The organism is Nevskia ramosa DSM 11499 (genome assembly GCF_000420645.1).
Lineage (GTDB): Bacteria > Pseudomonadota > Gammaproteobacteria > Nevskiales > Nevskiaceae > Nevskia > Nevskia ramosa.
Genome location: NZ_ATVI01000006.1, coordinates 87,569 through 113,472, shown reverse-complemented (window position 1 = coordinate 113,472; position 25,904 = coordinate 87,569). Strand labels below are relative to the sequence as shown.

Genomic DNA, 25,904 nt, shown 5'->3' with positions numbered 1-25,904 from the left:
AATCCTGGTCAGAGCAGCAATCCTTTTCCGACCCGCGACTCACGCGGGCGACCCATCCGGACGCCGTCAATGATCCGCCAACGTACCCTTCGCTCCGCTGTCCGCGTCAGCGGCATCGGCTTGCACAGCGGTCAGAAGGTCTACATGGCGCTGCTGCCGGCAGCGCCGGACAGCGGCATCCTGTTTCGCCGCACCGATCTCGATCCGCCGCGTGAAGTCCGCGCCACGGCGCAGGGCATCGGCGAAACCACGCTGTCGTCGAATCTGATCGAGGACGGCGTCAAGGTCGCCACCGTCGAGCATCTGATGTCTTCGCTTGCCGGTCTCGGCATCGACAACTGCCTGGTCGAGTTGTCGGCCGCGGAAGTGCCGATCATGGATGGCAGCGCCAGCCCGTTCGTGTTCCTGATGCAGTCAGCCGGCATCGTCGAGCAGGATGCACCGAAGCGGTTCATCCGTCTGAAGTCTTCGGTGCAGGTCAGCGACGGCGACAAATGGGCGAGGCTCGAGCCTTACAACGGTTTTCGCCTGACCTTCAACATCGAGTTCGATCACCCGCTGATCAATTCGACGGCGCAGAGCGCGTCGGTGGAGTTCTCGACCGGTGCCTACATCCGCGAAGTGAGCCGGGCACGTACCTTCGGTTTCATGCGCGAATTCGAGTTTCTGCGTTCACGCCGTCTGGCTCTCGGCGCCAGCCTCGAGAACGCGGTGGCGGTCGACGAGTTCCGGGTGCTGAACCAGGATGGCCTGCGCTACGACGACGAATTCGTTCGTCACAAGATCCTTGATGCCGTCGGCGATCTCTATCTTCTCGGCCGTCCGCTGCTGGCCAGCTACACCGCGTTCAAGTCCGGGCATGCGCTGAACAACAAGCTGGCGCGTGCCTTGCTCGCCCAGCCGGCAGCGTGGGAAGAAGTGATTTTCGACGACGTTGGCGACAAGGCGAGCGGTTTTTACGGTAGTTCGAGCCCCGTTCTCGCCTGAAGCCCGCTTGCACCGTTCGTCATGCGGCGCTTAGACTCGGTCCAACCTTCATCCCTGTGATGCAGGTCGCATCTTGATTTCAAGACTCAAGGAAGGGTTGCCGAGGCCGTTACGCAGGAGTTGAAGCATTTCTTGCTGGCGGTAACGGAGTTGGGTGTGAGCAGCGGCGGAGTCGACATAAACGACCACCACACCCTCCCGTTCATTGGCAATTCGCAGGGAACTCGCCAGCGGCTCGCGCGCCCAGTCACGAAGCATCTTCTGGATGCCTTCGAGACGGCTCGCCTGTCTCAGCAGGCCCTGTACCGGAGAGTCAGGATGGACCAGGTGTGCGCCGAGGCGGTCATCGTCAGCGTGCATGGGATGGTTTGCCGCCGTAATCGTGGGTGAAGCGTTGCATGGATATTATCGTCGTAAGCCATAGCCGGGGTCGGACCTGGCGACTGCGCCTGGAGGCGCGTCGGGTTTGGGGTTGGCTGCCACTGGCAGCAATAGCGATTGGCGTGCTGGGTCTGACCTTCGTCGCCGGCATGAACCTTCAGTCCGATCGTGGCCTGCTGCCGAAGCGCATCGCCGGTGTCTGGAGTACCGAGTTTTCCCAGCAGCGTGACGAGCTGGCCCAGGTCAAGGCCAAGGCCGAAGAAGATGCCAAGGCGCTGGCGCGCCGTATCGCCCTGTTGCAAGCGCACGTGATCCGACTCGATGCTGCCGGCACACGAATGACCCAGATCGCCAATATCGATTCTTCCGAATTCAGTTTTGACCGTGCGCCCGCAGTCGGCGGCCCGGAGACCGAGGCTTCCGGTACACCGGCGATGCTCGAAGACGTGATCGGTTCGCTCGATCGCCTGCAGAAGACGCTCGGTGACCGCGAACGGCAGATGCGCGTGCTGGAAGATTTGCTGCTTGCCAGCCGCCTGGAGCGCGAGATCAAGCCGTCCGGATGGCCGATCGATTCGGGCTACATCACCTCCGGCTACGGCAGCCGCACCGATCCGTTCACCGGCCTGCGGACCACCCATCCGGGCATCGATTTCGCAGCGGCCGAAGGCTCGCAGGTTCACGCCGTGGCTAGCGGCATCGTCACCGAAGCGGCTACCGCGAATGGTTACGGCGAGTTGATCGAGATCAATCACGGCAACGGTTATCGCACCCGTTACGGCCACAATTCGAAGTTGCTGGTGAAGATCGGCGACCGCGTACTCAAGGGTCAGCCGATCGCGCTGATCGGTTCGACGGGCCGCTCGACCGGACCGCATGTGCACTTCGAACTGGTCATGAACGGCAACGTCGTCAACCCGGGTCAGTACCTCGACGCGACGCACTGATCGGTTGCATCTACAGGAAATGGGGCGCAGCTATTGAAAGCCGCCCCGTCGCGCCAATGCTTCGCAGGGCTGACTGTCATCGCCCTGACCGTTGCATCCCGGACGATCGCAGCCAGCCCCTGAGGCATAATTGCTGCCCTGTCCGCCCCGGACGGGTCCAGGCTCGTGCCGTTTCCAGACTACGGAATCCATGTTCAACAATTTTCTGGCGCGCATTTTCGGCAGCCGCAATCAACGCAACGTCCGTCGTCTGTCCAGCGTCGTCAGCGCCGTCAACGCGCTGGAGCCGAAGTACCAGGCGATGTCCGACGAGGAGCTGAGCCAGCAGACCGTGGTGCTCCGCGAGCGGCTGGCGAAAGGCGAAACGCTCGACGAGCTGCGTGCCGATGCCTTTGCCGTGGTCCGCGAAGCCGGCCGCCGCGTGATGAACATGCGGCACTTCGACGTGCAGCTGATCGGCGGCGCCGCGCTGCACGAAGGCAAGATCGCCGAAATGCGCACCGGCGAAGGCAAGACCCTCGTCGCCACCCTGCCGACTTATCTCAATGCCTTGAGCGGCAAGGGCGTGCACGTCGTCACCGTCAATGACTATCTCGCCCGGCGCGATTCCGAGTGGATGGGCCGCATCTTCCGCTTCCTCGGCATGAGCGTCGGTGTCGTCGTCTCCGGTCAGGAGAACGAGGAGAAGCGCGCTGCCTATCAGGCCGACATCACCTACGGCCAGAACAACGAATTCGGCTTCGATTATCTGCGCGACAACATGGCCTTCTCGCTCGACGAGAAAGTGCAGCGCGGCCTGAACTACGCGGTGATCGACGAAGTCGACTCGATCCTGATCGACGAAGCGCGCACGCCGCTGATCATCTCCGGCCCGACCGACGATGATCCCGAGTTGTGGCGCAAGCTCAATGCGCTGATCCCGAAGCTGACCCGGCAGAAGACCGAGGAAGATCTGGAAGGCGATTTCCACGTCGACGAGAAGGGCAAGCAGGTGCATCTGTCCGAACTCGGACACGAGCGCATGGAAGACCTGCTGCGCGAAGCGGGCCTGCTCGGTGAGGACGAAAGCCTGTACGACGCCAGCCGCATCGTGCTCGTTCACCATCTGAACGCGCTGCTGCGCGCGCACCAGCTGTACAAGAAGGACGTCGAGTACATCGTCCGCGGCAATCAGGTGATCATCATCGACGAGTTCACCGGCCGCATGATGTCCGGCCGGCGCTGGTCGGACGGTCTGCATCAGGCCGTCGAAGCAAAGGAAGGCGTGGCGATCCAGCAGGAAAGCCAGACCCTGGCCTCGATCACCTTCCAGAACTACTTCAGGCTCTATTCGAAGCTGTCCGGTATGACCGGCACCGCGGATACCGAAGCCTTCGAATTCCAGAACATCTACAACCTCGAAGTCATCGTCATCCCGACCAACCGGGCGATGGTGCGCGATGACCGCGGCGATCTGATCTACATCAGCGCCAAGGGCAAGTTCGATGCGGTGATCAAGGACATCGAAGAGGTGCATGCCAAGGGCCAGCCGATCCTGGTCGGCACCGCGAGCATCGAGACCTCCGAGCTGCTGGCCAATCTGCTGACCCAGAAGGGCATCGTCCACGAAGTGCTGAACGCCAAGCAGCACGAGCGCGAAGCTGAGATCGTCGCCCAGGCCGGTCGCCCCGGTGCGGTGACCATCGCCACCAACATGGCGGGCCGCGGCACCGACATCGTGCTCGGCGGTTCGCTGGAAGCCGAGCTGCACGCGCTGCCGGAAGACGACAGCAATGTCCGCGAAGTCGCCAAGGCGGCTTGGAAGGAGCGCCATGCGGCGGTCGTCGCCAGCGGTGGCTTGTACGTGATCGGCTCCGAGCGCCACGAATCCCGCCGTATCGACAACCAGCTGCGTGGCCGTTCCGGCCGCCAGGGCGATCCGGGCGCCACCCGCTTCTATCTGTCGCTCGATGACACGCTGATGCGCATCTTCGCGCCGCCGTCGATGCGCGGCCTGCTGCAGCGCCTCGGCATGCAGGAAGGCGAAGCGCTGGAAGCGAAGATGGTGACGCGCTCGATCGAGACCGCGCAGCGCAAGGTGGAAGCGCACAACTTCGATATTCGCAAGAACCTGCTCGAGTACGACAACGTCGCCAACGACCAGCGCAAGGCGATCTACGAGCTGCGCGACGAGCTGATGGGCGCCGCTGTGGTGACGCCGATGATCGACGACATCCGCACCGACGTGGTCACCGCCGTGGTCGCCGTGCACGTGCCGCCGCAGAGTCCCGAGGAGATGTGGAACCTCGAAGCGCTGGAAGAAGCGCTGCGCAAGGATTTCGGCACCGTGCTGCCGATCCGCCAGTGGGCTGAGGAAGACCCTCAGCTTGACGACCGGAAGATCAAGGAAAAGATCGGCGAGATCCTGTCGACGACCTACGCCGACAAGAAGGCGAAGATCGGCGGCACCGTACTGGAGTCCTTCGAGCGCGAAACCCTGCTGCGCGTGCTCGATACCTTCTGGCGCGAGCATCTGGCGGCGATGGACTATCTGCGGCTCGGCATCCATCTGCGCGGCTATGCGCAGAAGGACCCGAAGCAGGAGTACAAGCGCGAAGCGTTCACCATGTTCAACGACATGCTGGCGCGCTTCAAACATGAAGTGGTATCGCGCCTGGCCCGCATCCAGATCCTCACCGAGGACGAGGTGCATGCGCTTGAAGAAGCGCGTCGCGCCGCCGCACCGCCGATGGAGTTCCAGCATGCCGATGCCCAGTCGGTCATCGAAGCCGATGCCGCGGCGATCGAGCCGGTTGCCTCTGGCGAAGGCCGAAGCCTGAGCCCGCCGACGTCAGCCGAACGTCCAGAAGCTTTCGTCCGCGACATGCCGAAAGTCGGCCGCAACGATCCTTGCCCCTGCGGCTCGGGCAAGAAGTTCAAGCAGTGCCACGGGGCGCTGGTCTGAGCCGCGAGGCTCGCAAGAACAAGGAATTCGCGGCATGGCCGTCAATCTGAATGAACCGGGACCGCTGACGCCGATCGCCGGTGCCCGCCTGGGTTCCGCGGAAGCGGCGATCAAGAAGCCGGGCCGGCAGGATCTGCTGATCATCGAGCTGGCACCGGGCACTCGCGCCGCGGGCATGTTCACGCAGAACGCGTTCTGTGCTGCGCCGGTGCAGGTCTGCCGCGAGCGGCTGGCGGTCAGTCAGAACATCCGTGCGCTGCTGATCAATGCCGGCAACGCCAATGCTGCGACCGGTACTCAGGGGCTCGCCAACGCGCGTGAAACCGCTGCTGCGGTGGCTGCGGCGATTGCTTGCGAGCCGTCCCAGGTACTGCCGTTCTCGACCGGTGTGATCGGCCAGCAACTGCCGGTGTCACGGATGATCGAGGCGATTCCGAGGGCCGCCGCGAATCTGCAGGCTGACGGCTGGAACGCCGCCGCGCGCGCGATCATGACCACCGACACGATCCCGAAGGGCGCGACGCGCACTGTCGCGACCTCGCAGGGGCCGGTCACGGTCACCGGCATCGCCAAGGGCGTCGGCATGATCTATCCGAACATGGCGACCCTGCTGGCCTACATCGGTACCGATGCGCGGCTGACGGCCGAAGCGACGCAGACCCTGATCCAGCACGCGGTCGCGGCCTCGTTCAACAGCGCCACCGTCGACGGTGATACCTCGACCAACGACTCCTGCCTGCTGTTCGCGACGGCCCAGGTCGGCAGCAGCGATGTCGATACCGATCACGCCGATTACCCGCTGATCGCGGCAGCGGTCACCGAAGTCTGCATCGAACTCGCCCAGGCGATCGTCCGCGATGGTGAAGGCGCGACGCGCTTCATCACCGTCGATGTCGAAGGCGGCGGCACCGTCGACGAAGCGCGGCTGGTGGCGTATTCGATCGCCCACTCGCCGTTGGTGAAGACCGCGATGTTCGCCGGCGACGCCAACTGGGGCCGACTGGCGATGGCGATCGGCAAGGCCGGCGTGCCCGGCCTCGATCCAGGCAAGGTCGATCTCTGGCTCGACGACGTGCGCTTGCTCGACGGCGGCGAACCACATCCTTCGTACCGCGAGGAACTCGGTTCGGCCGTGGTCGCCAAGCCGGAGTTCACGATCAGAGTCGGCCTTGGTCGTGGCACCGCGACGACCCGGGTCTGGACCTGCGACTTCAGCTACGACTACGTCAAGATCAACGCCGAATATCGGACCTGAACCTCGCCGCGCGCATTACGCGGCGAGGCTGCTGATCTCAGGCCAGCACTTCGGCCAGGAAATCCTGCATCGACTTCATCGACCGCGCCTCGGCCACCGCGTCGTAGGCGGCTGTACCGGGCATGTTCGCGCCGGGCATCGAGAACGCATGCAGGGTCTTGCCGTAGATATGCAGCTGCCAGTCGTTGCCGGCGGCGTTGAACTCGTCGCGGAAAGCGATCACGTCCTCGAACGGCGCCAGGGGATCGGCATCGCCATGCAGCACCAGCGCCTTGGCGGTGATCTTCTCGGCCGGCAGGCCGTTGCCCTTCAGCAAGCCGTGGAAGCTGACCACGCCGCGCACATCTGCGCCGCTGCGGGCGAGATCGAGCACGCAGAGGCCGCCGAAGCAGAAGCCGATCGCGGCGATGCGCGTGGCATCGACCTCAGGCAGCGCCTGCACCGTGGCGACGGCGAGCTTGATACGCCGCGTCAGCATCGCCCGATCTTCCATGAAGGGCGTCATCAGCGCGCTGCATTCCTGTACCGTTTCGCCGGTGACGCCGACGCCGTACATGTCCAGTGCGAAGCCGACATAGCCGAGCTTGGCGAGCTTTTCGGCCTGGCCGTTGCTGAAGCTGTTGCGACCGCCCCAGGCGTGGCTGACCAGCACTGCCGGACGCGGCCCGAGGCTGTCATCGAAATAGACGCGGCCGCGCAGTGCGACGCCTTGATCCTGGTAATCAACTCTGCGGGTAACGATGGCCATGCCGGTGACTCTCCTGAACGGGATGTGGATGACGAGATGAATGCAATGACGATCCGCGCGCGCCTGTTTCCGAGGCGCGTCGAAGCCTGCCGGCGCGATTGTGACTGCAGGCCGCAGCGGCTGGCGAGCCGCCGATGACGACACCGCTGATCGATGTCGCCTGCGGCGTGCTGATCGACGGCGAAGGCCGGCTGCTGATCGCCCAGCGTCCGGCCGGCAAGATCGCCGCCGGCAAGTGGGAATTTCCCGGCGGCAAGATCGAGCCGGGCGAAACCGCGCTGGCAGCGCTGAAGCGCGAACTGCATGAGGAACTTGGCGTCGGCATCACCTCCGCCCGGCCGTTGCTGCGCTTCCGCCACGACTACAGCGATCGCCAGGTATTGCTCGACACCTGGCTGGTCGACGGCTGGGATGGCGCGCCGCAATCCCGAGAGCAGCAGGCGTTCGCCTGGCGCCGGCTCGATCAGCTCGACGATCTGGATCTGTTGCCGACGGTGACGCCGATCGTCACGGCGCTGCGCCTGCCGCAGCACTATGTGTTCACTCGTCCGGACGCGACCTTGATCGAGTTGCTGACCCAGCTCACCCGGTTGCCGCGCGGCGCCTTGTTGCGGCTGCGGCTACCAGGGCTCGCAGATCGCGCCTATGCCGCGCTGGCGACGGCCTTGCTGCCCGCCTGTCAGGCTGCGGGGCTGAAGCTGATCCTCGATCGTGATCCGGCAATGGTTGCCGCGATCGGGGCCGATGGCTGGCATGCAACCGGGGCTGCGTTGATGCGCTACGGCGCCAGGCCGGTCGCACCCGAACTGTGGTTCGGCGCTTCGGTGCACAGCGCCGAGCAACTGCGTGTCGCCCAGATCGTCGGTGCCGATTTCGCCGTGCTGGGACCGGTGTTCCCGACCGTCACTCATCCAGACGCAGAGGGCATCGGCTGGGCCGGTTTTGCCGAGCGACGCGGCGTGGTCGGCTTGCCGGTCTATGCGCTGGGGGGCTTGTCGCCCGGCGATCTGTTCGATGCCCTCCGCGCTGGCGCGCAGGGCATCGCGGCGATCAGCACGTACTGGCCGAGGTAGAGGCGACCCACGGCCGCCGTCCTTTTCGTCCGAACCGAGCAGGGCGGCCGCGGGCCGCCCTACGATCTAGTCGCCTTCAGGATCGGGCGCTGTCGAGATCGCATGCCGACCATCGAACCAGGCGCCGAGGTCGAGCAGCTTGCAGCGTTCGCTGCAGAACGGGCGCGAGGGGTTGCGCTCGTCGAGGCGACTGGAGGCGCCGCACTGCGGGCAACGGGCGATGCGGATGGCGTCCGCCTTGGTATTGGCGCTCATTCCTGGCCGTTCAGGGTGCAGCACTGAAGATGGAAGACGATGTCTTCGGCGGTCTGCACGTTGCGCTGGTTGACGTCGCCCAGGCGCATGAAGCGGAACGAGAACCGGTGCTTGCCGGCGCTGATTTCCGGATAGACATCGCTGTCCGGCGGCACATGGACCCGGAGCAGCGGAAATACGCCGGTCGGCACATGCAGGTAGACGCCGCCCTGGGCGATCTGCTCGCTGCTGGCGGTGGAATCACGCAGCAGGCGCAGGTACAGGCCGATCGCCACCTGATACGGCTTGAGGATCGAGAACCAGCGCGACAGGTCACGCTCGGTGTTCGCGTACGGCCGCGCCAGCCAGCGGTGGAAGGCCGGCAGATCGAACATGCAGGTGCCGCCGGGAATGCCGCTGCGGTTCATCACCGCGAACAGGAATTCATTCTCGCGCAGCACCGTCGACGGATGAACGCCGGAGTTGTGCAGGCTGGTCAGCACGGCGGTGATTTCGGCGAGCACGGCATCGAGCCGGGCGCGGTCCAGTTCAGGGCGGGTACGAAAGCGGTTCAGCAGGCTGCGCTGCTCGGTGAGATCGCGGATCAGCTCGGTGCGCAGATCACTGCGGCCAATCACCGACAGGATATCGAGGAGCGTCTGCAGGCCGGCGCGAATGCCCCAGGCGGTGGTGTCGCTGCCGCAGTGCGCGTATTCGGCGAACAGGAACTCCAGACGCAGCAGGGACCGCGTCCGCTCGTTCAGCGGCTGCTCGAAACAGACCCATTCGGCAGTACGGTCCATTGCATCCCGGTTGCGCGCGTGTCGGGCATTGTGCCCCGCAACATCCGGTGCGGCAAACATGGACGGTCAATTACGGTGCAGCGCGGCGAGCCGAATCAAGGCTCGTGTAGTGACGATGCAGCCGGGCGACTTGCGCCTCGACGCTGCGTGTCTCGTCGCGGTTGTCGATGACATCGTCGGCACGGCCCAGACGCAGGCTGCGACTGGCCTGAGTGGCGATCATCTGCCGAGCCTGAGCCTCGTCCGAACCGTCACGCGCCGTCAGCCGGCGCAGCTGCACGTCCTCCGGCGCATCGACCACCAGCACCCGGTCGACCAGCGCCGCCATGCCGGCCTCGATCAGGATCGCCGCCGAATAGATGCAGTACGGCGCGGTCTGCGCGGCACGCCAGGCAGTGACGCGCGCGCGGATCGCCGGATGGGTGATCACTTCGAGACGCTTCAGCGCGGCCGGATCGGCGAACACGACGTCGCGCAACGCCCGGCGGTTCAGCGTGCCGTCGGCATTCAGCATGTCGGCACCAAACGTCGTCGCGATTTCGGCCAACGCCGGCGATGGCGGCGCGACCACTTCGCGGGCGACCTCGTCGGCTTCGAGCAGCGGCACGCCCAGCTTGATGAACAGGTTGGCGACATGGGTCTTGCCGCTGGCGATGCCGCCGGTCAGGCCGATCGTGAGGCTGCTCATCAGCGCACTCCGGTGACGCCGCTGATCGCGTCACCCCAGATCAGCATCAGCCAGCCGGCGCCAGCGATGTAAGGCCCGAACGGGATTGGCACGTTGCGATCATGGCCGCGAAACACGATCAGGCCGATGCCGATCACGGCACCGACGGCGGACGACAGCAGCAGCAGGATCGGTAGCGACATCGCGCCGAACCAGGCGCCGAGGCCGGCCATCAGCTTGAAATCGCCATAGCCCATGCCGTGCTTGCCGGTGATGATCCGGAACAGGTGATAGATCGACCACAGGCTCAGGTAGCCGACGATCGCGCCCCAGATGCTGGCCGACATGTCGACGAACACCGGCACCGTGCTCAAGCCCAGGCCCAGCCACATCAGCGGCAGGGTCATGTTGTCGGGGAGGATGGTTTCGCGCAGATCGATCACGGTCAGCGCGATCAAGGTCCAGGTCAATACCAGTGCCGCCGCCAGTTGCGGCGACCAGCCGAAACGCCAGACGCAGACCGCCGACATCAGCGCCGAGGCCAGTTCCACCAGCGGGTACTGGATCGAGATGCCGGTCTTGCAGCTCGCGCAACGGCCGCGCAGCAGCAGCCAGCTGACAATCGGAATGTTCTGCCAGGCGCGGATCGCGCTGCCGCAGCCAGGGCAGCGTGATGGCGGCTGGGTCAACGACAGCTTCGGTGCCTCGACCGGCGCGAGGTCCAGCAGCTCGCGGGCCTCGGTCTGCCAGTCGGCTTCGAGCATCCGCGGCAGTCGCAGGATCACCACATTGAGGAAGCTGCCGACCACCAGGCCCAGCAGGGTCGTGGTGATGCCGAGGAACAGCGGGTCATTGGCAAGCGCGTCGATCAGGGCGGTCATGCGCAGCGGTTGGCTTTGGCGAAAAGGAGCGGCGCTGATCGTAACCGCTAGCCCGCCACCGGCGCAGTCCGTCGGCAGAGCGGTTCAGGCCAGCGGATGGGCGCCGCCGACCTGAACCAGCCACCAGCCCGAGCTACGCCTAGCGGGTCGCCGCCGCCAGCGGATCCGCCGGTGCCGTCCAGCCGCAGTTCTTGCCGGCGTTCTGCTGTTCCAGATAAGCCTTCAGCGGCGCGAAGTATTCGAGGATCGCCGAGGCATCCATCTGCCTGGTGCCGGTAAGCTTTTCCAGGGTTTCCGGCCAGGGCTTGCTCTGACCTTCACGGAGCATGGCCATGAACTTCTCGCCGGCGGCCTTGTTGCCGTAGATGTCGCAGTCATGCAGCGGGCCCTTGAAGCCAGCCGCTTCGCACAGCGCCTTGTGGAACTGGAACTGCACGACGAAGCTCAGGAAGTAGCGCGTGTACGGGGTGTTGCCGGGAATGTGGTACTTCGCGCCCGGATCGAAATCTTCCTCGCTGCGCGCCATCGGCGGTGCCACGCCCTGATATTCCTCGCGCAGCTTCCACCAGGCCTTGTTGTAGTCGGCCGGCTGCACTTCGCCGGAGAACACCTTCCAGCGCCATTGATCGACGAGCTTGCCCCAGGGCAGGAACACGATCTTGTCGAGCGCCAGCTTCATCTGCGAATTGATCACCGCCTTCTCGTCGGTCTTCACATCCTTGACCAGGCCGATCTTCTTCAGGTGTTCCGGCGTCAGCGACAAGGTCACGGTGTCGCCGATCGCTTCGTGGAAGCCATCGTGCGCGCCGTTCTGGAAGATCGGCGGCTGGTCCTTGTACATCAGGTAGTAATAGATGTGGCCGAGCTCGTGGTGGATCGTGGTCAGCGATTCCTCGTCCGGCACGATGCACTCCTTGATCCGCACATCGCTCTCGCCATCCATCGGCCAGGCCGAGGCGTGGCAGACCACATCACGATCACGCGGCTTGACCAGCATCGACTTCTGCCAGAACGATTCCGGCAGCTTCGGCATGCCGAGCGAGGTGTAGAAGTCCTCGGCGACCTTTGCCATCTTCACCGCGAACTGGGCGTCGGCCTTGTGCTCAAGTTCGGCGAGGTCGACCGGCGTCGGCTTGCCCTTGAACGCCGCGAGCAGCGTCTGGTACTCGGTCTTGCGCTGCGCTTGCAGAGAAGCGCTGACATCGAGATCGGAGACGCCCTTGTATGGCTCGACCAGCGGATAGAGATTGCCCCACTGCTGCGCCCACATGTTGCCGAGCAGATGGGCCGGGATCAGGCCGTCCTTGGCAACGACGCTGTCGCCGTATTTCTCGTTGAGCTTGTTGCGCACGTGGCAGTGCAGCGCGTCGTACAGCGGCTTCACCTGGCCCCAGAGACGTTCGGTCTCGGCGGAGAAATCCGCCGGGCTCATGTCGTAGCCGCCGCGCCACCACTCGCCGGCATCGGCATAGCCGGATTCCTTGGCGGCGCCGTTGTAGAGACCGACGAAGTTCTGGTAATCGTCGCGGATCGGCTTGGCAGTGGCGTGCCAGCCGGCCCAGGCTTCGGCGATCTGCGCCGGGCTGTTCTTCAATTCGACGTTGTTGACGATCTTTTCGACTTCCGGCAGCGACAGGCATTCATCGTTGCCGGCGGCGCTCTTGCGGCACCACTGGCCCTTGCCGTAATTGGCTTCCATGTCCGACAGCACGGCGGCCAGCGCAGTGCGGTCCTCGGCCTTGCTCGGTGATACGGAACTGATGCGGATCAGCTGCAGCGATCGCTCGGTGACCGGCGACAGATCCTTGAGCACATAGAACGGCTTGGCGGCCTGGCCTTCGTTGTAGCTGAACTCCAGCGCCTGCTCGCCGGCGCGCGAGGCGATCATCTGCGAATCGTCGGTGATGTAGGTCGACTGCAGCCATTGCGCCGAGGCCACGTACTTGCCGAGCGCCTTGAACTGCTTGTTGAAGTCGGCGACGAAAGCATCGGCCTGCGCCGCAGTGGGCGCCGACTTGGCTTCGGCCGCGGGTGCGGCGGTTTTGTCACCGCAGGCGGCAAGGCTCAGCGCGGCGCTGGCGGCGAGGCTGGCCCACAGGGCCGATGAAGGGGTCAGACGAAGCATCAGGTTCTCCCGGATTGGTGCGGGGCGCTGCTCAGCGCCCGATGCGCTTGGATGGCGATTGGCCAGAAACGGTTTGAATGCAGCCTCAGCGCACGGTGCCCATCAGGCGCTTGATCGGCTTGATCATGATCGCCATCAGCAGCCCCAGCGTGCAGGCCAGCGCGAAGATCATCAGATAGCGGCCCGGTGCACTGGCGATGTCATCGGCGCCGAGGTGCCCGGCGATCAGGCCGGACAGCAGGTTGCCGAGCGCAGTACCCGCGAACCAGGTGCCCATCATCTGGCTGACATAGCGCGGCGGTGCCAGCTTGGTCACTGCGGACAGACCGATCGGCGACAGGCACAGTTCGCCGAAGGTGTGCAGCAGATAGGTCAGCAGCAGCCATACCGGCAGCACCTTGGTGCCTTCCGCGCCAGTCACCACCAGATGCGCGGCGTAGGCGATGACGATGAAGCCGAGGCCCATCTGGATCAGGCCGAGCGCGAATTTCGCCGGGATCGACGGCTCCAGATTGCGCTTGCCCAATTGCACCCAGAGGGCTGCGAACACCGGCGAGAACGCGACCACGAACAGCGGATTCAGCGACTGATACCAGCTGGCCGGATGCTGGCCGTCGGTGAAGAAGCTGCCGAAGGCCGAGCGATCGGTGAAATCGCGGGCGAACAGATTGAAGGTGCTGCCGGCCAGTTCGAAGCCCATGAAGAAGGTGGCCGCACCGAAGAACAGCACCAGGATCACCGCGACTCGCTTGGCTTCCTCAGAGGTCAGCTTGCCGAACAGGAACACGTAGCCGAAGAAGAACGCGGCAATCAAGACGATGGCGACGCCGACTTTCTGTGCAATGGCGACCGGCTCCAGATCGAAGGCGCCGAGCGTGGCGGCGGCGATGAATGCGGCGAACATCGCGACGCCGATGGCCAAGCCGGTCCAGGCCTTCTTGCGTTCTTCCGGTGTTTTCGCGCTGGCGTCGTTGGCAGTGGCCGGCAAGGTGCTGCGCATCAGATGGAACTGCACGAGGCCGGCGAGCATCAGCAGGCCGGCGCCAGCGAAGCCCACCTGCCAGGAAATCTTTTCGCCGATGGTGCCGACCAGCAGCGGCGCTGCCACCGCGCCGAGGTTGATGCCCATGTAGAAGATCGAAAAGCCGGCGTCGCGCTTGGAGCTCGGCATATCGTCATACAACTTGCCGACCATGGCGCTGATGTTGGGCTTCAGCAGACCCACGCCGAGCACGATCACCACCAGGCCGAGGAAGAACAGCGTGCGATCGCCGATCGCCAGCATGAAATTACCGGCTGCAATCAGCAGGCCGCCGGCGATCACAGCATTGCGCTGGCCGGTGAGGCGATCGGCGATCCAGCCGCCGGGCAGCGCGAACAGATAGACGCAGGACAGATACAGCCCGTAGATCGCGTTCGCTTCACCTTCGGTCAAGCCCAGGCCGGGATTGTTGCCGCCGACCACCGCCGCAGTCATGAACAGCACCAGCAGGCTGCGCATGCCGTAGAAAGTGAAGCGCTCCCACATCTCGGTGAAGAACAGGGTCGCGAGGCCGCGCGGATGACCGAGAAACGTCGGGCTGGACATGGACTGAGGGAGAGTGGGGATCGATCGGACTATGGCGGCGCGTTTGTCGCCGGGTCAATCATGCAATGCAATAAGCGCGCACAAGCGGTTGCGCCGGCCGCGACAGGGCGCTTTCTGCCCACGCTTCTATAATCGTGAAAAGACGACGGTCGTTGTCATGACCGCTACCCGCTCTCGGAACCGAATTTGCTCACGTGATCCACGACTGCCCTGTGCCTGATGCCCGCCGTGGAGTGCCGCGTTGAACGCCGCGCTGATCGCGTTCAGCTATCTGATCGCCCGCTGGCTGTCGAAGCCGCTGATTCATCTGATGAAGTACCGCGTGGCTCCGGAAGCGATGCCGGGCTCGCTGAGTCTCGATCCGGCCAAGCCGGTGGTCTACGTGCTGCCGCAGCGCAGCTGGATCGATCTGTTCGCGCTGCAGCGCATCTGCACCGATCTCGGCCTGCCGTTGCCGGCGCGGATCAGCCATTCGCTGCCGACGCCGGAGCGCGCCGGTCTGGTCTATCTGCCGGCGCTGCTGGAAACCTTTGCCCGCAATCGCGCCGGTGACAGCGAACTGGCGCGGATGATGGCGGTTGCCGCCGATCGTGCCGATTACGACATCCAGATCGTGCCGGTATCGATCTTCTGGGGACGCGATCCGGGCCAGGAAACCTCGTTGTTCAAGTTGATCTTCGCCGACAGCGTGCAGGCCGGGCGCCTGCGCAAGATCCTGATCGGCGCAGCCAACGGCCGTAACGTGCTGGCCAACTTCGGCAAGCCGCTCGGCTATCGCGAATTCCTGATCAATGCCGGTGCCGGCTCGGGCCACAACAGCGAACAGGTCGTGCAGAAGCTGGCGCGTGCGCTGCCACGCGCGCTGCATTTCCACTTCCTGCGCGCACGTACCGCCGCACTCGGCCCGACCCTGCTGCGCCGCAGTGTCGTGCTCAAGGGCGTGCTCGAATCCGAAGGCGTGCGCGCCGCGATCATTGCCCGCGCCCGAGGCGACAACAGCTCGCTGGAAAAGGCCTCGATCCACGCCCGCAAGTGCGCCGAGGAAGTGGCGGCCGATTATTCGGCGGCGACGATCCGGGTCATGGAGCGGGTGCTGACGGCGATCTGGAACCGAGTCTTCAAGGGCGTGGAAGTGCAGGGCCTGGAGCGGGTGCGGGCGCTCGCGCAGTCGCACGAAATCGTCTTCATGCCGTCGCATCGCAGCCATGCCGATTACCTGCTGCTGTCCTACGTGCTGTACACCGCCGGCCTGGTGCCACCGCATATCGCCGCCGGCATCAATCTGAACTTCTGGCCGATCGGCGGCCTGCTGCGCAAGTGCGGCGCCTTCTACATGCGCCGCAAGTTTTCCGGCGATCCGGTCTACACGGCGGTGTTTCGCGCCTATGTCGATTCGCTGATCCGCCGCGGTTACTCGATCGAATTCTTCCCCGAAGGCGGGCGCTCGCGCACCGGCCGGCTGCTGCCGCCGAAGACCGGGCTGCTGGCGATGGTCGCCGAATCCGGCCTGCGCTCGAAATCGCGCAAGGTGGCGCTGGTGCCGGTGTTCCTCGGCTACGACAAGGTGTTCGAGGTCGGCAGCTTCTTCAAGGAACTGAAGAGCGGCCAGAAGCAGCGCGAATCCGCTGAAGGCTTGCTGAAAGCGACCAAGATTCTCGGCAAGAGCTATGGCCGCGCCTATGTGAATTTCGGTGAGCCGACCATCCTGCAGGACCACGCCGACGCCAACCTGCCCGGCTGGCGCGAAGCGATGGCGGCGGACCCGAACACCCGTCCGGACGGCTTCTCGAAGTGGGTGCGCGGCCTGGCCTTCGAACACATGCGGCGCATTCAGGCGGCATCGATCGCCAGCCCGGTGGGGCTGGTTGCCTGCGCGCTGCTGGCCTCGCCACGGCGCGCCGCCACCGAAGATGAACTGGTCGACCAGATCGCCCACTTCATCGATCTGCTCAAGCCCTGGCCGGGCGGCGCCGAGTTGATGCTGCCCAACGCCGATCCGAAGTCGATCCTCGCCTGGGCGGCGCCGATCGCGCGCATCCAGAGAGTCGAGCATCCCTGGGGCGACGTGCTGTTGGCGGTCGGCCGCGATGGCGTGCTGATGACCTACAACCGCAACAACATCCAGCACCTGTTCGCGGTGCCGGCACTGATCGCGGCGTTTTTCCGCACGCGCGGCATCCTCAGCGAAGAACTGGTGCTGACTGGCTGCCGCGCGCTGTATCCATTCCTGCGCAACGAGTTCCTGCTGCCCTGGTCGGTGTCCGACTGCGAGCCGGTGGCTCGCAATTACCTGGAACGGATGCTTGCCGCCGGCCTGTTGTTGCGCGATGCCGATGGCCGCCTGCGCCGGCCGGAAGTCGGCGATCCTGCCTATTCCGGTTTTGCAGCACTCGGCCGGGTGCTCGGCGAAACGCTGGAGCGCCAGGCGATGGCGGTGCTGCTGCTGACTGAAGAAAAGAAGCGCGGCGGGCCGGTGCGGCGCGAACAGTTCGAGAGCGATTGCCGCCTGCTGGCTGAACGCATGGCAGTGCTGACCGGCCGTGAAGCGCCGGAGTTCTTCGACAAGGGACTGTTTGCGGCGTATCTCGATACGCTGATCGAAGTCGGCGTGGTCACCACCGGCGCCGGCGGCGTATTGATCCTCGATGCGCGCTGCGATCGCATCGCCGAACGCTCGGTGGAACTGCTCAGCGATGAAACCCGGCAGACCCTGTTGCAACTTCTGGCCCGCCGCCGTGGTCCGAGCAGCGCGGAGCCGCCTTCGAACGAGCCCGCCGGAGGCGCTGATGCAAGCCCCGGCAGGTCTGCCGAAGCGGTCATGACTGAAACAGACTCCGGGCTATAATCCGGCCGCATCGCAGGCGCTGAATGCTGTAAAGCGCCCTTATGGGCTCTCCAAAACCTCTTTCCTGACAGGATTTAACTCATGTTCAAGCATTCCCGTGCGCTGACGCTGATTGCCAGTGCCGCGTTCATCGTTGCCTGCTCGAAGCCGGCCACCGAAGGCGCTGCCGCCCCGGCCGCCGGCGATGCCGATCTCTCGACCGATGCCCAGAAGTTCGGTTATTCGATCGGTGTCGACCTCGGCCGTTCGCTGGCCACCGTCAAGGACGAAGTGGATATCGCTTCGCTAAAGAAGGGTCTCGACGAAGTGTCGTCGGGCAAGGAGCCGCGCATGGACGACAAGGCGCGCGAAGAAATCAAGAATTCGGTTTCCAAGAAGATCCAGGAAAAGCAGGTTGCCGAGCGCGCCAAGGCTGCTGAAGAAGCGACCGGCAAGGGCGCTGCGTTCCTCGCCGAGAACGGCAAGAAGGAAGGCGTCAAGACCACCGCTTCGGGCCTGCAGTACGAAACGCTGACCGAAGGCACCGGCGCTGCGCCGACGGCTTCGGACAAGGTTGAAGTCAACTACAAGGGCACGCTTCTGAACGGCGAAACCTTCGACAGCTCCTACGACCGCGGCCAGTCGGTGACCTTCCCGCTCGCCAACGTGATCCCGGGCTGGACCGAAGGCCTGCAGCTGATGAAGGTCGGCGGCAAGTCGAAGTTCTACATCCCGGCCTCGCTGGCCTACGGTGATCGCGGTGCGGGCGGCAAGATCGGCCCGAACGAGACGCTGATCTTCGAAGTCGAGCTGATCAAGGTCGAGAAGGGCGATGCCCCGGCCGCCGAAGCGCCGAAGCCGAAGAAGTAATTCTTCGAAGCTGCTGCAGAAAAGCCCGGCATTGCCGGGCTTTTTTGTGGGCGTGATTCAGGCGCGGTTGCTGCGCTTGAAAACCGGGAATCCGCCGGAATCTTTGCAGAGCCGGTATCAGGAGGGACTTTTGACCATGAACGACAGCACGCGCCTCTGGCGCTCCGACGAGCACAAGATGATTGCCGGCGTCTGCGGCGGCATTGCCGATTTCCTGGGCTGGACGCCGACCTCGGTGCGCGTGCTTTACGTGCTGATCTCGGTCTGCTCGGTGGCGTTCCCCGGAATCTTCGCCTACCTGATCCTGTGGTTCGTGATGCCGCGGCAGCTCAACGTATCGAGAGGCTCGCCTCAGCCGGGCGCCAGCGGTTCCGGCCATTCCGGCTGAACGCAGCGCTTCAGGTGCAGTTGGCGGCTTCGACGTCGCGCGCCTGGTCCAACTCGGTCTTGAAGTCTTCGTCGGTGTACCGCGCCGGCTGGCCATCCGGGCCGGTCTTGAACAGGCGGCGCGCGGTTTTCTCTTCCAGGAAGCTGATCCGCTCGCGCGCCTTGGCACAGCGCTCCAGGGTTTCGGCCTTGAGTTTCAGGCCGGCGTCGCGCGTCTTCGGCCCGCCGCCGAGGGGTGAGTCGGTTCTCTTCGGGGCGTTGCTGCCGGAGGCCGGAGGTGGATTGGCACTGGGCTCGGCAACCTCGATGCGCTTGAACGGCACACCTTTCGCCGGCGCCTGCTGGGAAAACTGCTTGACTCCGTTGGCGTCGACCCAGCCATAGACCTGGGCCGCGGCGGCAGTCATCGGCAGGCTCAGCGTCAGCAGCAGCGTTCGAAGCGTATTCATGGCCGGAGTCTAGGCAAGCGCTGACGGCACAACAATCGGCGACGCCAGATAGCTCGATGGACGGCTCGATTCACCGGAACAGCGCTGGTCGTGTCGACGGACAGACGCTGAACCGGCCGGGGCTTGCCCCCGTATGCCGGGGTCCGTACAGTCGTTTCCATACGTCAACGTACGGGATGAGCGAATTTAGATGCCGATGTCGAATCAGAAATCGCCGGGCGCACGCGGCAGCGATGCCGTGAAGTCCAGTCTCAGTGTCGAAGCCTGGGCCGAGGCGGCGCTCGATGCGCTGGCCACCGGCGGGCTCGATGCCGTGGCGGTGGAGCCGCTGGCGCGCCGGCTCGGTGTCACCAAGGGCAGTTTCTACTGGCATTTCCCGAGCCGCGAAGCGCTGTTGCGCGAAGCGCTGAAGCTCTGGGAACGACACGAAACCATTGATGCCCGTGCCGGTGTCGAGGAAATGACCGATCCCTACGAGCGCATCGTCCGTCTGTTCAAGCAGGCCAATTCCAGCTACAAGGCCGGCCGGCTGTATCTGGCGCTGGCGGCGGCCAGTGACGATCCGGCGGTAGGCGAAGTGGTCAAGCGGGTGTCGGCGAATCGGCTCAATTACCTGAACCAGTGCTACCGGGCGCTGGGCCTGTCCGAACTCGATGCGCGGCTGTGGTCGACGTTCGCCTACGCCACCTTCATCGGCAACCAGCAGGTGCACCGCGATACACCGGAACAGTTTCCGGTCGACGAAGACTTCCGCGCCTACTTCAAGCTGATGCTGAAGACCCTGGTGCCGCGACCGGGCGGGCCGGTCGACGGCGAGGCTTGAAGGCAGGACTTCTGTCCGGCGCACGGCGCGAGCACACTACTGCGTCCGGCTCTTTGCCGGATCAATAGAAACAGATAAGCCGACTCGATCGGCCACGATGACCGCCGGTGCCCAGGGAGCCTTGCCATGTCTATCCGTCTCGCCCGTATTGCCCAAGTTGTTTTCCTCGCCGCCGCCACGCTGATCTCGATTCCTGCTGCGCAGGCCGCGAAGTTCGGCGATGTCTCGGTATTCGCCCAGGTGCCGATTCCGAACGGTTTTCCTGAAGGCATCGCGGTTCGCGGCACTCGCGTTTACGTCGCCGGCCCGGCAACGCTCGGCACCGTGCTCAACGGCAAGCCATCGCGGGTGTTCGAGTACGACCTCGCCAACGGCAAACTGCTGCGCACCCTGGAGACCGAGGGCGAAACCGTGTTCGGTGCCGAGCATGCCAACTCCTGCCTGACATTCGATGGCGCGGGTCGTCTGTACGTGCTGAACAACCAACTCGGCACCCTGCGCTTCGATCTGGCCACTGAAGTGCAGGCCAACTACACGCCGCCGTATCCGAACCTGCGCGCCTGCTCGATCCTCAGCGGCAAGCCCTGTTCGCCGACGCCGGTGAATCTGCCGGCGCTGCCGAACGATCTGGCCTTCGACGACGCCGGCAACCTGTACGTCACCGACTCGCTGCAGGCAACGATCTGGAAAGTGCCGGCCGGTGGCGGCCAGCCGCAGGTCTGGTTCCAGGATTCGCGGCTGGCCTCCGCCTATGTCGGCGTCAACGGTCTGCGTCTGTCGCCGAACCGCAAGCGCATCTTCTTTACCGTGACTCTGGACCTGCTCGGCCTCGGCCATGTCTACAGCCTGCCGCTGGTCGCCAGCCCGAAGAAGACCGATCTGGTCGAGTTCCACCGCTACTACGCGGGCGCCCCCGATGGCATCGCCTTCGGCGCCAGCGGCAAGCTCTATGTGGTGCTGGCGTTGCCAGGCTCCAACGGCATCTCGATCCTGAACTCGAATGGCACTGAATCGGCCCGCATCGGCAATCCACTGTTGACGCCGCTGGCGCCGTTCGATTCGCCAGCCAATCTGGCCTTCGACGGCCTCGGCAATGCGCTGGTCACCAATCACGCGTTCGCCACCGGCTTGCTGCTGCCAGATCATTTCCAGGTGCTGAAGGTGGTCGTCAACGACACCGCATCGCCGCTCGCCGGGCCAATCGTTCCTTGAACGCATCGAGCCTGCTGCTGCAGACCCTGGGTGCGTCGCCGTCTGGTCGCCGACGTTTCGAGCTGCTGCAGGCAATCGCTGCAACCGGCTCGATCCTGCAGGCCGCGAAAGCGGTGGGCATGAGCTACAAGGGCGCCTGGGATGCGATCGATGCGTTGAACAACGGCGCCGATGAAGCGCTGGTCCATCGCGTTGCGGGTGGCAAACGCGGCGGCGGCACCCAGCTGACCGAACGCGGTCACGAGCTGCTGGCGCTGTACGAAAAGCTGCGCACCGAGCAGAACCAGCTGGTCGCGCGCATCGAACGCGAGCACGCCAACGCCAGTCGCGATCTGCCGGTGCTCGGCCGGCTGACCATGCTCAGCAGCGCCCGCAATCAGCTGGCGGGAAGAGTCGTGGAAATCCAGACCGGCGCGGTCAACGATCAGATCAGCCTCGAACTGAGTGGCGGCGGCCGGGTGATCGCAACAATCACCCGCGAAAGCACCAAGCTGCTGCAACTCAAGCGCGGCACGCCGCTGACCGCGCTGATCAAGGCGCCGTGGATCATGCTCGCTGCGGTCACTGCCACGCCGCTGGCCTGCTCGGCGGCGAACCGGCTCGAAGGTGTGATCCGCCGCATCAAGCGCGGCGCTGTCAGTGCCGAAGTGGTGCTCGAACTGCCGGGCGGACAGACGCTCGCTGCCGTCGTCACCGAAGACAGCATCGAAGCGCTCGGCCTGCGCCGCGGCCAGCCGGCGATCGCGCTGTTCAACGCCTCCAGCGTCATTCTCGTTCGGCTCGACTGACCGGCTTTCAGTCACATATTGTCCCGCAGTCGTTATTCGCTATAAAGTTAAAACGCTTAAATACTAATAACGTCTGGGGAATTTCATGTTTTCAGTTTTGCATCGGCTCGGTACGGCCGGTCTTGCGCTTGCGTTGGTGTTTGGCACCGCGGCGGTTGCCGAAGAAACCGCTTCTGCAACGGCAGAAAAGGCCGAAACCACGCCGGTGTTCGATCTGGGTGTCGTCGAAGTCATCGCCAAGCGTCCGCTGGCGACGTCGACGGTCGAGAAGATCGATGCGACGACACTGCGGGAATATCACCGAGACGATCTCTCTACAGCGCTCGATCTGCTCCCCGGTGTGGCGATCCAGAACGTCGGCCAGCGCCGCGAGCGGCTGATTTCGGTGCGCGGCTTTTCCAGTCGGCAAGTGCCTTTGTTCATCGACGGCGTGCCGGTCTATGTGCCGTACGACGGCAATGTCGATCTGTCGCGCTTCGGTGTCGACTACGTCTCCGAGATCGTCGTCAGCAAGGGCCTGGCTTCGCTGCTGTACGGGCCGAATGTGCTGGGCGGCGCGATCAACGTGATCAGCCGTCGGCCGACGCAACCGTTCGAAACCTCGCTGCGCTACACGTCTGAAACTGGCGACAGCGACGGCACACTACAGACGCGCGTGGTCGGCTCGATCGGCGGCATCCAAGGCAACTGGTACGGCCATGCCACCGCGTCTTACGTCAACGCCGAGGGCTACAGCTTGCCCGACAGCTTCAAGCCGACTGTCAACGAGGACGGCGGCACCCGCAACAATTCGGACAGCCGCGATCTGGTGGTCAGCGCCAAGCTCGGCTATGTCACCGACAGCGGTGACGAGTATGCGCTGAGCTATTACCGGCAGGACGGCGACAAGAACGTGCCGCCATATGCCGGCCGCGCTGCGGGCGTGCAGGCTCGTTTCTGGCGCTGGCCGTATTGGGACAAGCAGAGCTTCTACTTCACTGCGCGCAATGAGCTGGGTAGCCAGGCAACCGTGCGCTGGCGCGCCTATTACGACCAGTTCAAGAACGCGCTCGATTCGTATGACGACGCGACCTACACCACGTTCCGCCGCCCGTATGCGTTCAAGGGCAGCGAGTACGACGACTACACGATCGGCGGCAATGGCGATTTCGAATGGCGCTGGGATGCGCGCAATGCCACCCGCATCGCGCTGCATCTGAAGCAGGATGTCCATCGCGAGGTCGACGCCATCAACTCGCCGAGCGAGCGCTCGGAGGATCTGTCGTATGCGGTGGCGATCGAGCACGTCTACCGGCTGACCGATACCGTGACCGTCACGCCGGGTTACTCGTACACCGTGCAGGATGGCCAGGAAGCGGACAACGCAGTCAACGGCGTGCTGGTGCCGTTCGACACCAGCCGCGCCGATGCCCACAACGGCCAGCTGGTCGTCAATTGGACGGCGACAGACAACGGAACCTTGACTGCCGGCGTCAGCCGCAAGACCCGTTTCCCGACGATCAAGGATCGCTTTTCGTTCCGGCTGGGTGCTGCGATCCCGAACCCCGCGCTGGGGCCGGAAGCGGCGCTGCAGTACGAACTGGACTGGACCCAGCGCTGGAACAGCGTCGAACTACGCGCGGCGCTCTTCCAGTCCGATCTCGACGATGCAATCGAGAACGTCACCGTCGCCCGCGGCCTGTGCACGGCGCCGAATCCAAACTGCTTCCAGCAGCGCAATGTTGGCAAGCAGCGCAACCGCGGCGGCGAGCTGGCGCTCGGCTGGGCGCCGACGGCGCAATGGAAGTTCGATGCCCAGGCCAGCCTGCTGGATCGCGACAATCGCAGCAGCCCCAACATCCGCCCGATCAACACGCCCGAGCAGAAGTACCGCCTCGCCGCCAGATGGCAGCCGCAGCGCATCCTCAGCCTGCGCGCCGATCTGCAGCACGAGACCAAGCGCTACAGCACCACGGACAGCAGCCGTGTCGCCGAGCATTTCACCATCGTCAACAGCTTCATCCGCCTCGAACCGGTACCGAAACTCGGTTTCGAGTTCGGCGTGCGTAATCTGTTCGACGAGCTGTACGCCTACGAGGAAGGCTTCTTCGAGGCTGGCCGCACCTGGCTGGCGCAGGTCGATTACCGCTATTGAACGCCATGAAAACCATACCGATGCGCTTGTCCTGCCTGAGCCTGCTGCTTGCCTGCAGCTTCGCGTCATCGGCGTTCGCCGGAGATCCCTGCATGGATTTCAAATGGAACGTCTCCGCCGAACATGCGCTGTTCGCGGGTGAGGCGGAGACGCTGGCAGTCGGTGCTTCGGCCGCGGCGGCGCCGCTGGTCGAGATCGGCCAGCTTTACCAATTGGCGCTCGCCGAACAGCCACAGGTGGTGTTTGCGGCGGCACCGGGCAAAAAGATGCTGGCCGATGGCGCGTCGGCGGGGCTGGTCCGCTTCAAGTCCGGTGCGGCGGGGCCTTATCGGGTCTCGCTGAGCCGCGGGATCTGGATCGACGTGATCGCCGGCGGCAAGGCGATCGCGTCGAGCGATTTCGGTGGCGCGCCCGGTTGCGAAACGCCACGCAAGGTCGTGCTCTATCAATTGCCGGCGAACACCGAACTGTTGCTGCAGTTCAGCGGTGCTGCCGATGCGGACGTGAGAGTCGCGATCACGGCTGTGCCACCAACGCCCTGAAGATTGATGCGGCGTCTTTCGGGGTGTTTAGCGTTGCTGCTGGCGCTCGCTGCAGTTCCCGCATCAGCAGCGCAGGTGCTGCGGCCGTTCGACGATCCCCGCGATCCGCCGACCTGGCGCCCGCTGACGGACGCCGAGCAAGCGCTTCACGAACTGGGTCTGACCGTGTTCAACACCAGCTGGCGTCCGGCCGGTGCGGCGCGCGCCGAGCGGATCGACGGGCTGGGGCCGGTGTTCAACGCGGCAAGCTGCGATGCCTGCCACAACAACGGTGCGCGGGCCCGTACGGCTGTCGAGCCTGGCCTCATTCCGGTGTCGATGGTGGTCCAGCTCAGCGGTCCCGACGGCAAGGCGGCCGATCCGTCCTATGGTCATGTGCTGAACACCGCAGCGATCGACGGCTTTCAGCCGGAGGCGCAGATCCGCCTGAGCCACGTCGAGCGGCCGGGCCGCTACCCGGACGGGCGGCCGTGGTCCTTGCGCGTACCGACCTATCGTTTCGACGAGCTGCGGCTTGGGCCGCTACGAAGCGACACGGTCATCAAGCCGCGACTGGCACCGGCGTTGTTCGGCAGCGGCCTGCTCGATGCCGTGCCAGCCGCAGCTGATGACGGTGCGGCTGGCCGTTTCGGCTGGCAGGGCAATGTTTCATCGCTCGCCGCGCAGACCGGTCAGGCTTTCGCGCAGGACATGGGGCTGACGTCGGCAGACCTTGCGCAGGATGACTGCGGAGCAGCGGATGCCCTCTGCCGCGCGGCCGAATCTGGCGGCGAGCCGGAAGTGTCGAATGAGCTCCTGGCTGCCGTCATGGCCTATCAACGGCTGCTCGCGGTGCCGGCATCGCCGCCGCTGGAACGGCCGCTTGAGAAAGCCGGACTCGCGTTGTTCGAGCGACATGGCTGCGCAAGCTGCCATCGCAGCAACCTGCCGGTCAGCGGCATCGAAGGGCTGTCCAGCATCGCGCCGTATACCGATCTGCGTCGTCATGATCTCGGCCCGGGACTGGCCGATCGCAGCGTGTCCGGCGAGATTCAGCGGTCGCGCTGGCGCACCGCGCCGCTATGGGGGCTGGGCTACGCGGTGCGACGGCCGCCATATGCGCTGCTCCATGATGGGCGGGCGCGCAGCATCGAAGAAGCCGTGCTTTGGCACGACGGTGAAGCGGCATCGGCCCGTCGACGTTTCGAGCGCAGTTCCGCTAAAGAACGGCAAAGTCTGCTGGACTGGCTTTCGGCGCGCTGA

At 64.7% G+C, this 25,904-nt stretch carries 23 protein-coding genes; 14 read left to right on the top strand and 9 right to left on the bottom strand.

Annotation, left to right across the window (positions count from 1 at the left end; all coding sequences use genetic code 11):
• Positions 1-69 precede the first annotated feature (69 nt).
• Positions 70-987 (top strand): UDP-3-O-acyl-N-acetylglucosamine deacetylase, encoded by a 918-nt coding sequence (gene lpxC / locus G513_RS0107335; protein WP_022976176.1) that lies wholly within the window; start codon positions 70-72, stop codon positions 985-987.
• 48 nt (positions 988-1,035) lie between these two features.
• Here the strand turns inward: lpxC and G513_RS25385 are convergent, their stop codons facing one another.
• Positions 1,036-1,347, bottom strand: coding sequence for a DciA family protein (locus G513_RS25385; protein WP_022976175.1), 312 nt, complete (start codon positions 1,345-1,347; stop codon positions 1,036-1,038).
• A 143-nt stretch (positions 1,348-1,490) separates the two neighbouring features.
• Here G513_RS25385 and G513_RS0107325 point away from each other — a divergent pair, with 143 nt between their 5' ends.
• The 3 genes from G513_RS0107325 to argJ all read left to right on the top strand — a co-directional run bounded on the left by G513_RS0107325 (position 1,491) and on the right by argJ (position 6,514).
• Positions 1,491-2,315: a M23 family metallopeptidase gene (locus G513_RS0107325; protein ID WP_245563087.1), complete on the top strand. Its 825-nt coding sequence runs from the start codon at positions 1,491-1,493 to the stop codon at positions 2,313-2,315.
• Positions 2,316-2,505: 190 nt separating this feature from the next.
• Positions 2,506-5,259 (top strand): preprotein translocase subunit SecA, encoded by a 2,754-nt coding sequence (secA, locus tag G513_RS0107320; protein WP_022976173.1) that lies wholly within the window; start codon positions 2,506-2,508, stop codon positions 5,257-5,259.
• 34 nt (positions 5,260-5,293) lie between these two features.
• Positions 5,294-6,514, top strand: coding sequence for a bifunctional glutamate N-acetyltransferase/amino-acid acetyltransferase ArgJ (gene argJ / locus G513_RS0107315; RefSeq protein ID WP_022976172.1), 1,221 nt, complete (start codon positions 5,294-5,296; stop codon positions 6,512-6,514).
• A gap of 37 nt (positions 6,515-6,551) precedes the next feature.
• Here argJ and G513_RS0107310 read toward each other — a convergent pair whose 3' ends face one another.
• The gene (locus G513_RS0107310; protein ID WP_022976171.1) at positions 6,552-7,262 is read right to left on the bottom strand and encodes a dienelactone hydrolase family protein; all 711 of its coding nucleotides are present in this window, start codon (positions 7,260-7,262) and stop codon (positions 6,552-6,554) included.
• A 134-nt stretch (positions 7,263-7,396) separates the two neighbouring features.
• Here G513_RS0107310 and G513_RS0107305 point away from each other — a divergent pair, with 134 nt between their 5' ends.
• Positions 7,397-8,335 (top strand): Nudix family hydrolase, encoded by a 939-nt coding sequence (locus tag G513_RS0107305; protein ID WP_022976170.1) that lies wholly within the window; start codon positions 7,397-7,399, stop codon positions 8,333-8,335.
• A 66-nt stretch (positions 8,336-8,401) separates the two neighbouring features.
• Here G513_RS0107305 and G513_RS21900 read toward each other — a convergent pair whose 3' ends face one another.
• The 6 genes from G513_RS21900 to G513_RS0107275 all read right to left on the bottom strand — a co-directional run bounded on the left by G513_RS21900 (position 8,402) and on the right by G513_RS0107275 (position 14,633).
• Positions 8,402-8,590, bottom strand: coding sequence for a DNA gyrase inhibitor YacG (locus G513_RS21900; RefSeq protein ID WP_022976169.1), 189 nt, complete (start codon positions 8,588-8,590; stop codon positions 8,402-8,404).
• On the bottom strand, positions 8,587-9,372 hold the full coding sequence (gene zapD / locus G513_RS0107295) for a cell division protein ZapD (protein WP_022976168.1): 786 nt from the start codon (positions 9,370-9,372) through the stop codon (positions 8,587-8,589). The genes G513_RS21900 and zapD overlap by 4 nt, the downstream gene beginning before the upstream one ends.
• A 70-nt stretch (positions 9,373-9,442) precedes the next feature.
• A complete protein-coding gene (coaE, locus tag G513_RS0107290; RefSeq protein WP_022976167.1) occupies positions 9,443-10,060 on the bottom strand; it encodes a dephospho-CoA kinase in 618 nt (205 codons plus the stop codon).
• A complete protein-coding gene (locus tag G513_RS0107285) occupies positions 10,060-10,920 on the bottom strand; it encodes a prepilin peptidase (protein WP_022976166.1) in 861 nt (286 codons plus the stop codon). Before G513_RS0107285 ends, coaE begins: the two co-directional genes overlap by 1 nt.
• A 139-nt stretch (positions 10,921-11,059) precedes the next feature.
• Positions 11,060-13,045, bottom strand: coding sequence for a M2 family metallopeptidase (locus G513_RS21895; protein WP_022976165.1), 1,986 nt, complete (start codon positions 13,043-13,045; stop codon positions 11,060-11,062).
• An 85-nt stretch (positions 13,046-13,130) separates the two neighbouring features.
• On the bottom strand, positions 13,131-14,633 hold the full coding sequence (locus G513_RS0107275) for a peptide MFS transporter (RefSeq protein WP_022976164.1): 1,503 nt from the start codon (positions 14,631-14,633) through the stop codon (positions 13,131-13,133).
• A 241-nt stretch (positions 14,634-14,874) separates the two neighbouring features.
• On the opposite strand from G513_RS0107275, the gene plsB reads away from it, so the two are divergent.
• From plsB to G513_RS0107260, 3 genes are all read left to right on the top strand, one after another.
• On the top strand, positions 14,875-17,478 hold the full coding sequence (gene plsB, locus G513_RS21890) for a glycerol-3-phosphate 1-O-acyltransferase PlsB (RefSeq protein WP_022976163.1): 2,604 nt from the start codon (positions 14,875-14,877) through the stop codon (positions 17,476-17,478).
• 81 nt (positions 17,479-17,559) lie between these two features.
• Complete coding sequence (gene bamJ / locus G513_RS0107265; protein ID WP_022976162.1) at positions 17,560-18,327, top strand: BamJ family beta-barrel-assembly machinery protein; 768 nt, start codon at positions 17,560-17,562, stop codon at positions 18,325-18,327.
• A 136-nt stretch (positions 18,328-18,463) separates the two neighbouring features.
• A complete protein-coding gene (locus tag G513_RS0107260) occupies positions 18,464-18,715 on the top strand; it encodes a PspC domain-containing protein (RefSeq protein ID WP_022976161.1) in 252 nt (83 codons plus the stop codon).
• A gap of 10 nt (positions 18,716-18,725) precedes the next feature.
• Here the strand turns inward: G513_RS0107260 and G513_RS24775 are convergent, their stop codons facing one another.
• Positions 18,726-19,163 (bottom strand): DUF4124 domain-containing protein, encoded by a 438-nt coding sequence (locus G513_RS24775; RefSeq protein WP_022976160.1) that lies wholly within the window; start codon positions 19,161-19,163, stop codon positions 18,726-18,728.
• Positions 19,164-19,353: 190 nt separating this feature from the next.
• Between G513_RS24775 and G513_RS0107250 the strand changes: the two genes are divergently transcribed.
• From G513_RS0107250 to G513_RS0107225, 6 genes are all read left to right on the top strand, one after another.
• Positions 19,354-19,986, top strand: a complete 633-nt coding sequence (locus G513_RS0107250; protein WP_022976159.1) for a TetR/AcrR family transcriptional regulator — start codon at positions 19,354-19,356, stop codon at positions 19,984-19,986.
• Positions 19,987-20,112: 126 nt separating this feature from the next.
• Positions 20,113-21,198, top strand: a complete 1,086-nt coding sequence (locus G513_RS0107245) for an SMP-30/gluconolactonase/LRE family protein (protein WP_022976158.1) — start codon at positions 20,113-20,115, stop codon at positions 21,196-21,198.
• Positions 21,195-21,986, top strand: a complete 792-nt coding sequence (locus G513_RS0107240) for a TOBE domain-containing protein (protein WP_022976157.1) — start codon at positions 21,195-21,197, stop codon at positions 21,984-21,986. Before G513_RS0107245 ends, G513_RS0107240 begins: the two co-directional genes overlap by 4 nt.
• Positions 21,987-22,071: 85 nt before the next feature.
• Positions 22,072-24,120 carry a TonB-dependent receptor plug domain-containing protein gene (locus tag G513_RS21880; RefSeq protein WP_084711401.1) on the top strand — a complete coding sequence of 683 codons (2,049 nt, stop codon included), beginning with the start codon at positions 22,072-22,074 and terminating at the stop codon, positions 24,118-24,120.
• 5 nt (positions 24,121-24,125) lie between these two features.
• Positions 24,126-24,662: a hypothetical protein gene (locus G513_RS0107230; protein WP_245563086.1), complete on the top strand. Its 537-nt coding sequence runs from the start codon at positions 24,126-24,128 to the stop codon at positions 24,660-24,662.
• 6 nt (positions 24,663-24,668) lie between these two features.
• Positions 24,669-25,904 (top strand): di-heme oxidoredictase family protein, encoded by a 1,236-nt coding sequence (locus G513_RS0107225; protein ID WP_022976154.1) that lies wholly within the window; start codon positions 24,669-24,671, stop codon positions 25,902-25,904.

What these genes read in the sequence shown, in the direction of transcription:
- G513_RS21880 (WP_084711401.1), top strand. Translation starts at nt 22,072, where the DNA reads ATGTTTTCAGTTTTGCATCGGCTCGGTACGGCCGGTCTTGCGCTTGCG.
- coaE (WP_022976167.1), bottom strand. Translation starts at nt 10,060, where the DNA reads ATGAGCAGCCTCACGATCGGCCTGACCGGCGGCATCGCCAGCGGCAAG.
- G513_RS21900 (WP_022976169.1), bottom strand. Translation starts at nt 8,590, where the DNA reads ATGAGCGCCAATACCAAGGCGGACGCCATCCGCATCGCCCGTTGCCCG.
- G513_RS0107275 (WP_022976164.1), bottom strand. Translation starts at nt 14,633, where the DNA reads ATGTCCAGCCCGACGTTTCTCGGTCATCCGCGCGGCCTCGCGACCCTG.
- G513_RS0107285 (WP_022976166.1), bottom strand. Translation starts at nt 10,920, where the DNA reads ATGACCGCCCTGATCGACGCGCTTGCCAATGACCCGCTGTTCCTCGGC.
- argJ (WP_022976172.1), top strand. Translation starts at nt 5,294, where the DNA reads ATGGCCGTCAATCTGAATGAACCGGGACCGCTGACGCCGATCGCCGGT.
- G513_RS24775 (WP_022976160.1), bottom strand. Translation starts at nt 19,163, where the DNA reads ATGAATACGCTTCGAACGCTGCTGCTGACGCTGAGCCTGCCGATGACT.
- G513_RS21895 (WP_022976165.1), bottom strand. Translation starts at nt 13,045, where the DNA reads ATGCTTCGTCTGACCCCTTCATCGGCCCTGTGGGCCAGCCTCGCCGCC.
- secA (WP_022976173.1), top strand. Translation starts at nt 2,506, where the DNA reads ATGTTCAACAATTTTCTGGCGCGCATTTTCGGCAGCCGCAATCAACGC.
- G513_RS25385 (WP_022976175.1), bottom strand. Translation starts at nt 1,347, where the DNA reads ATGCACGCTGACGATGACCGCCTCGGCGCACACCTGGTCCATCCTGAC.
- G513_RS0107250 (WP_022976159.1), top strand. Translation starts at nt 19,354, where the DNA reads ATGCCGATGTCGAATCAGAAATCGCCGGGCGCACGCGGCAGCGATGCC.
- G513_RS0107230 (WP_245563086.1), top strand. Translation starts at nt 24,126, where the DNA reads ATGAAAACCATACCGATGCGCTTGTCCTGCCTGAGCCTGCTGCTTGCC.
- G513_RS0107260 (WP_022976161.1), top strand. Translation starts at nt 18,464, where the DNA reads ATGAACGACAGCACGCGCCTCTGGCGCTCCGACGAGCACAAGATGATT.
- G513_RS0107305 (WP_022976170.1), top strand. Translation starts at nt 7,397, where the DNA reads ATGACGACACCGCTGATCGATGTCGCCTGCGGCGTGCTGATCGACGGC.
- zapD (WP_022976168.1), bottom strand. Translation starts at nt 9,372, where the DNA reads ATGGACCGTACTGCCGAATGGGTCTGTTTCGAGCAGCCGCTGAACGAG.
- G513_RS0107310 (WP_022976171.1), bottom strand. Translation starts at nt 7,262, where the DNA reads ATGGCCATCGTTACCCGCAGAGTTGATTACCAGGATCAAGGCGTCGCA.
- G513_RS0107245 (WP_022976158.1), top strand. Translation starts at nt 20,113, where the DNA reads ATGTCTATCCGTCTCGCCCGTATTGCCCAAGTTGTTTTCCTCGCCGCC.
- G513_RS0107225 (WP_022976154.1), top strand. Translation starts at nt 24,669, where the DNA reads ATGCGGCGTCTTTCGGGGTGTTTAGCGTTGCTGCTGGCGCTCGCTGCA.
- bamJ (WP_022976162.1), top strand. Translation starts at nt 17,560, where the DNA reads ATGTTCAAGCATTCCCGTGCGCTGACGCTGATTGCCAGTGCCGCGTTC.
- lpxC (WP_022976176.1), top strand. Translation starts at nt 70, where the DNA reads ATGATCCGCCAACGTACCCTTCGCTCCGCTGTCCGCGTCAGCGGCATC.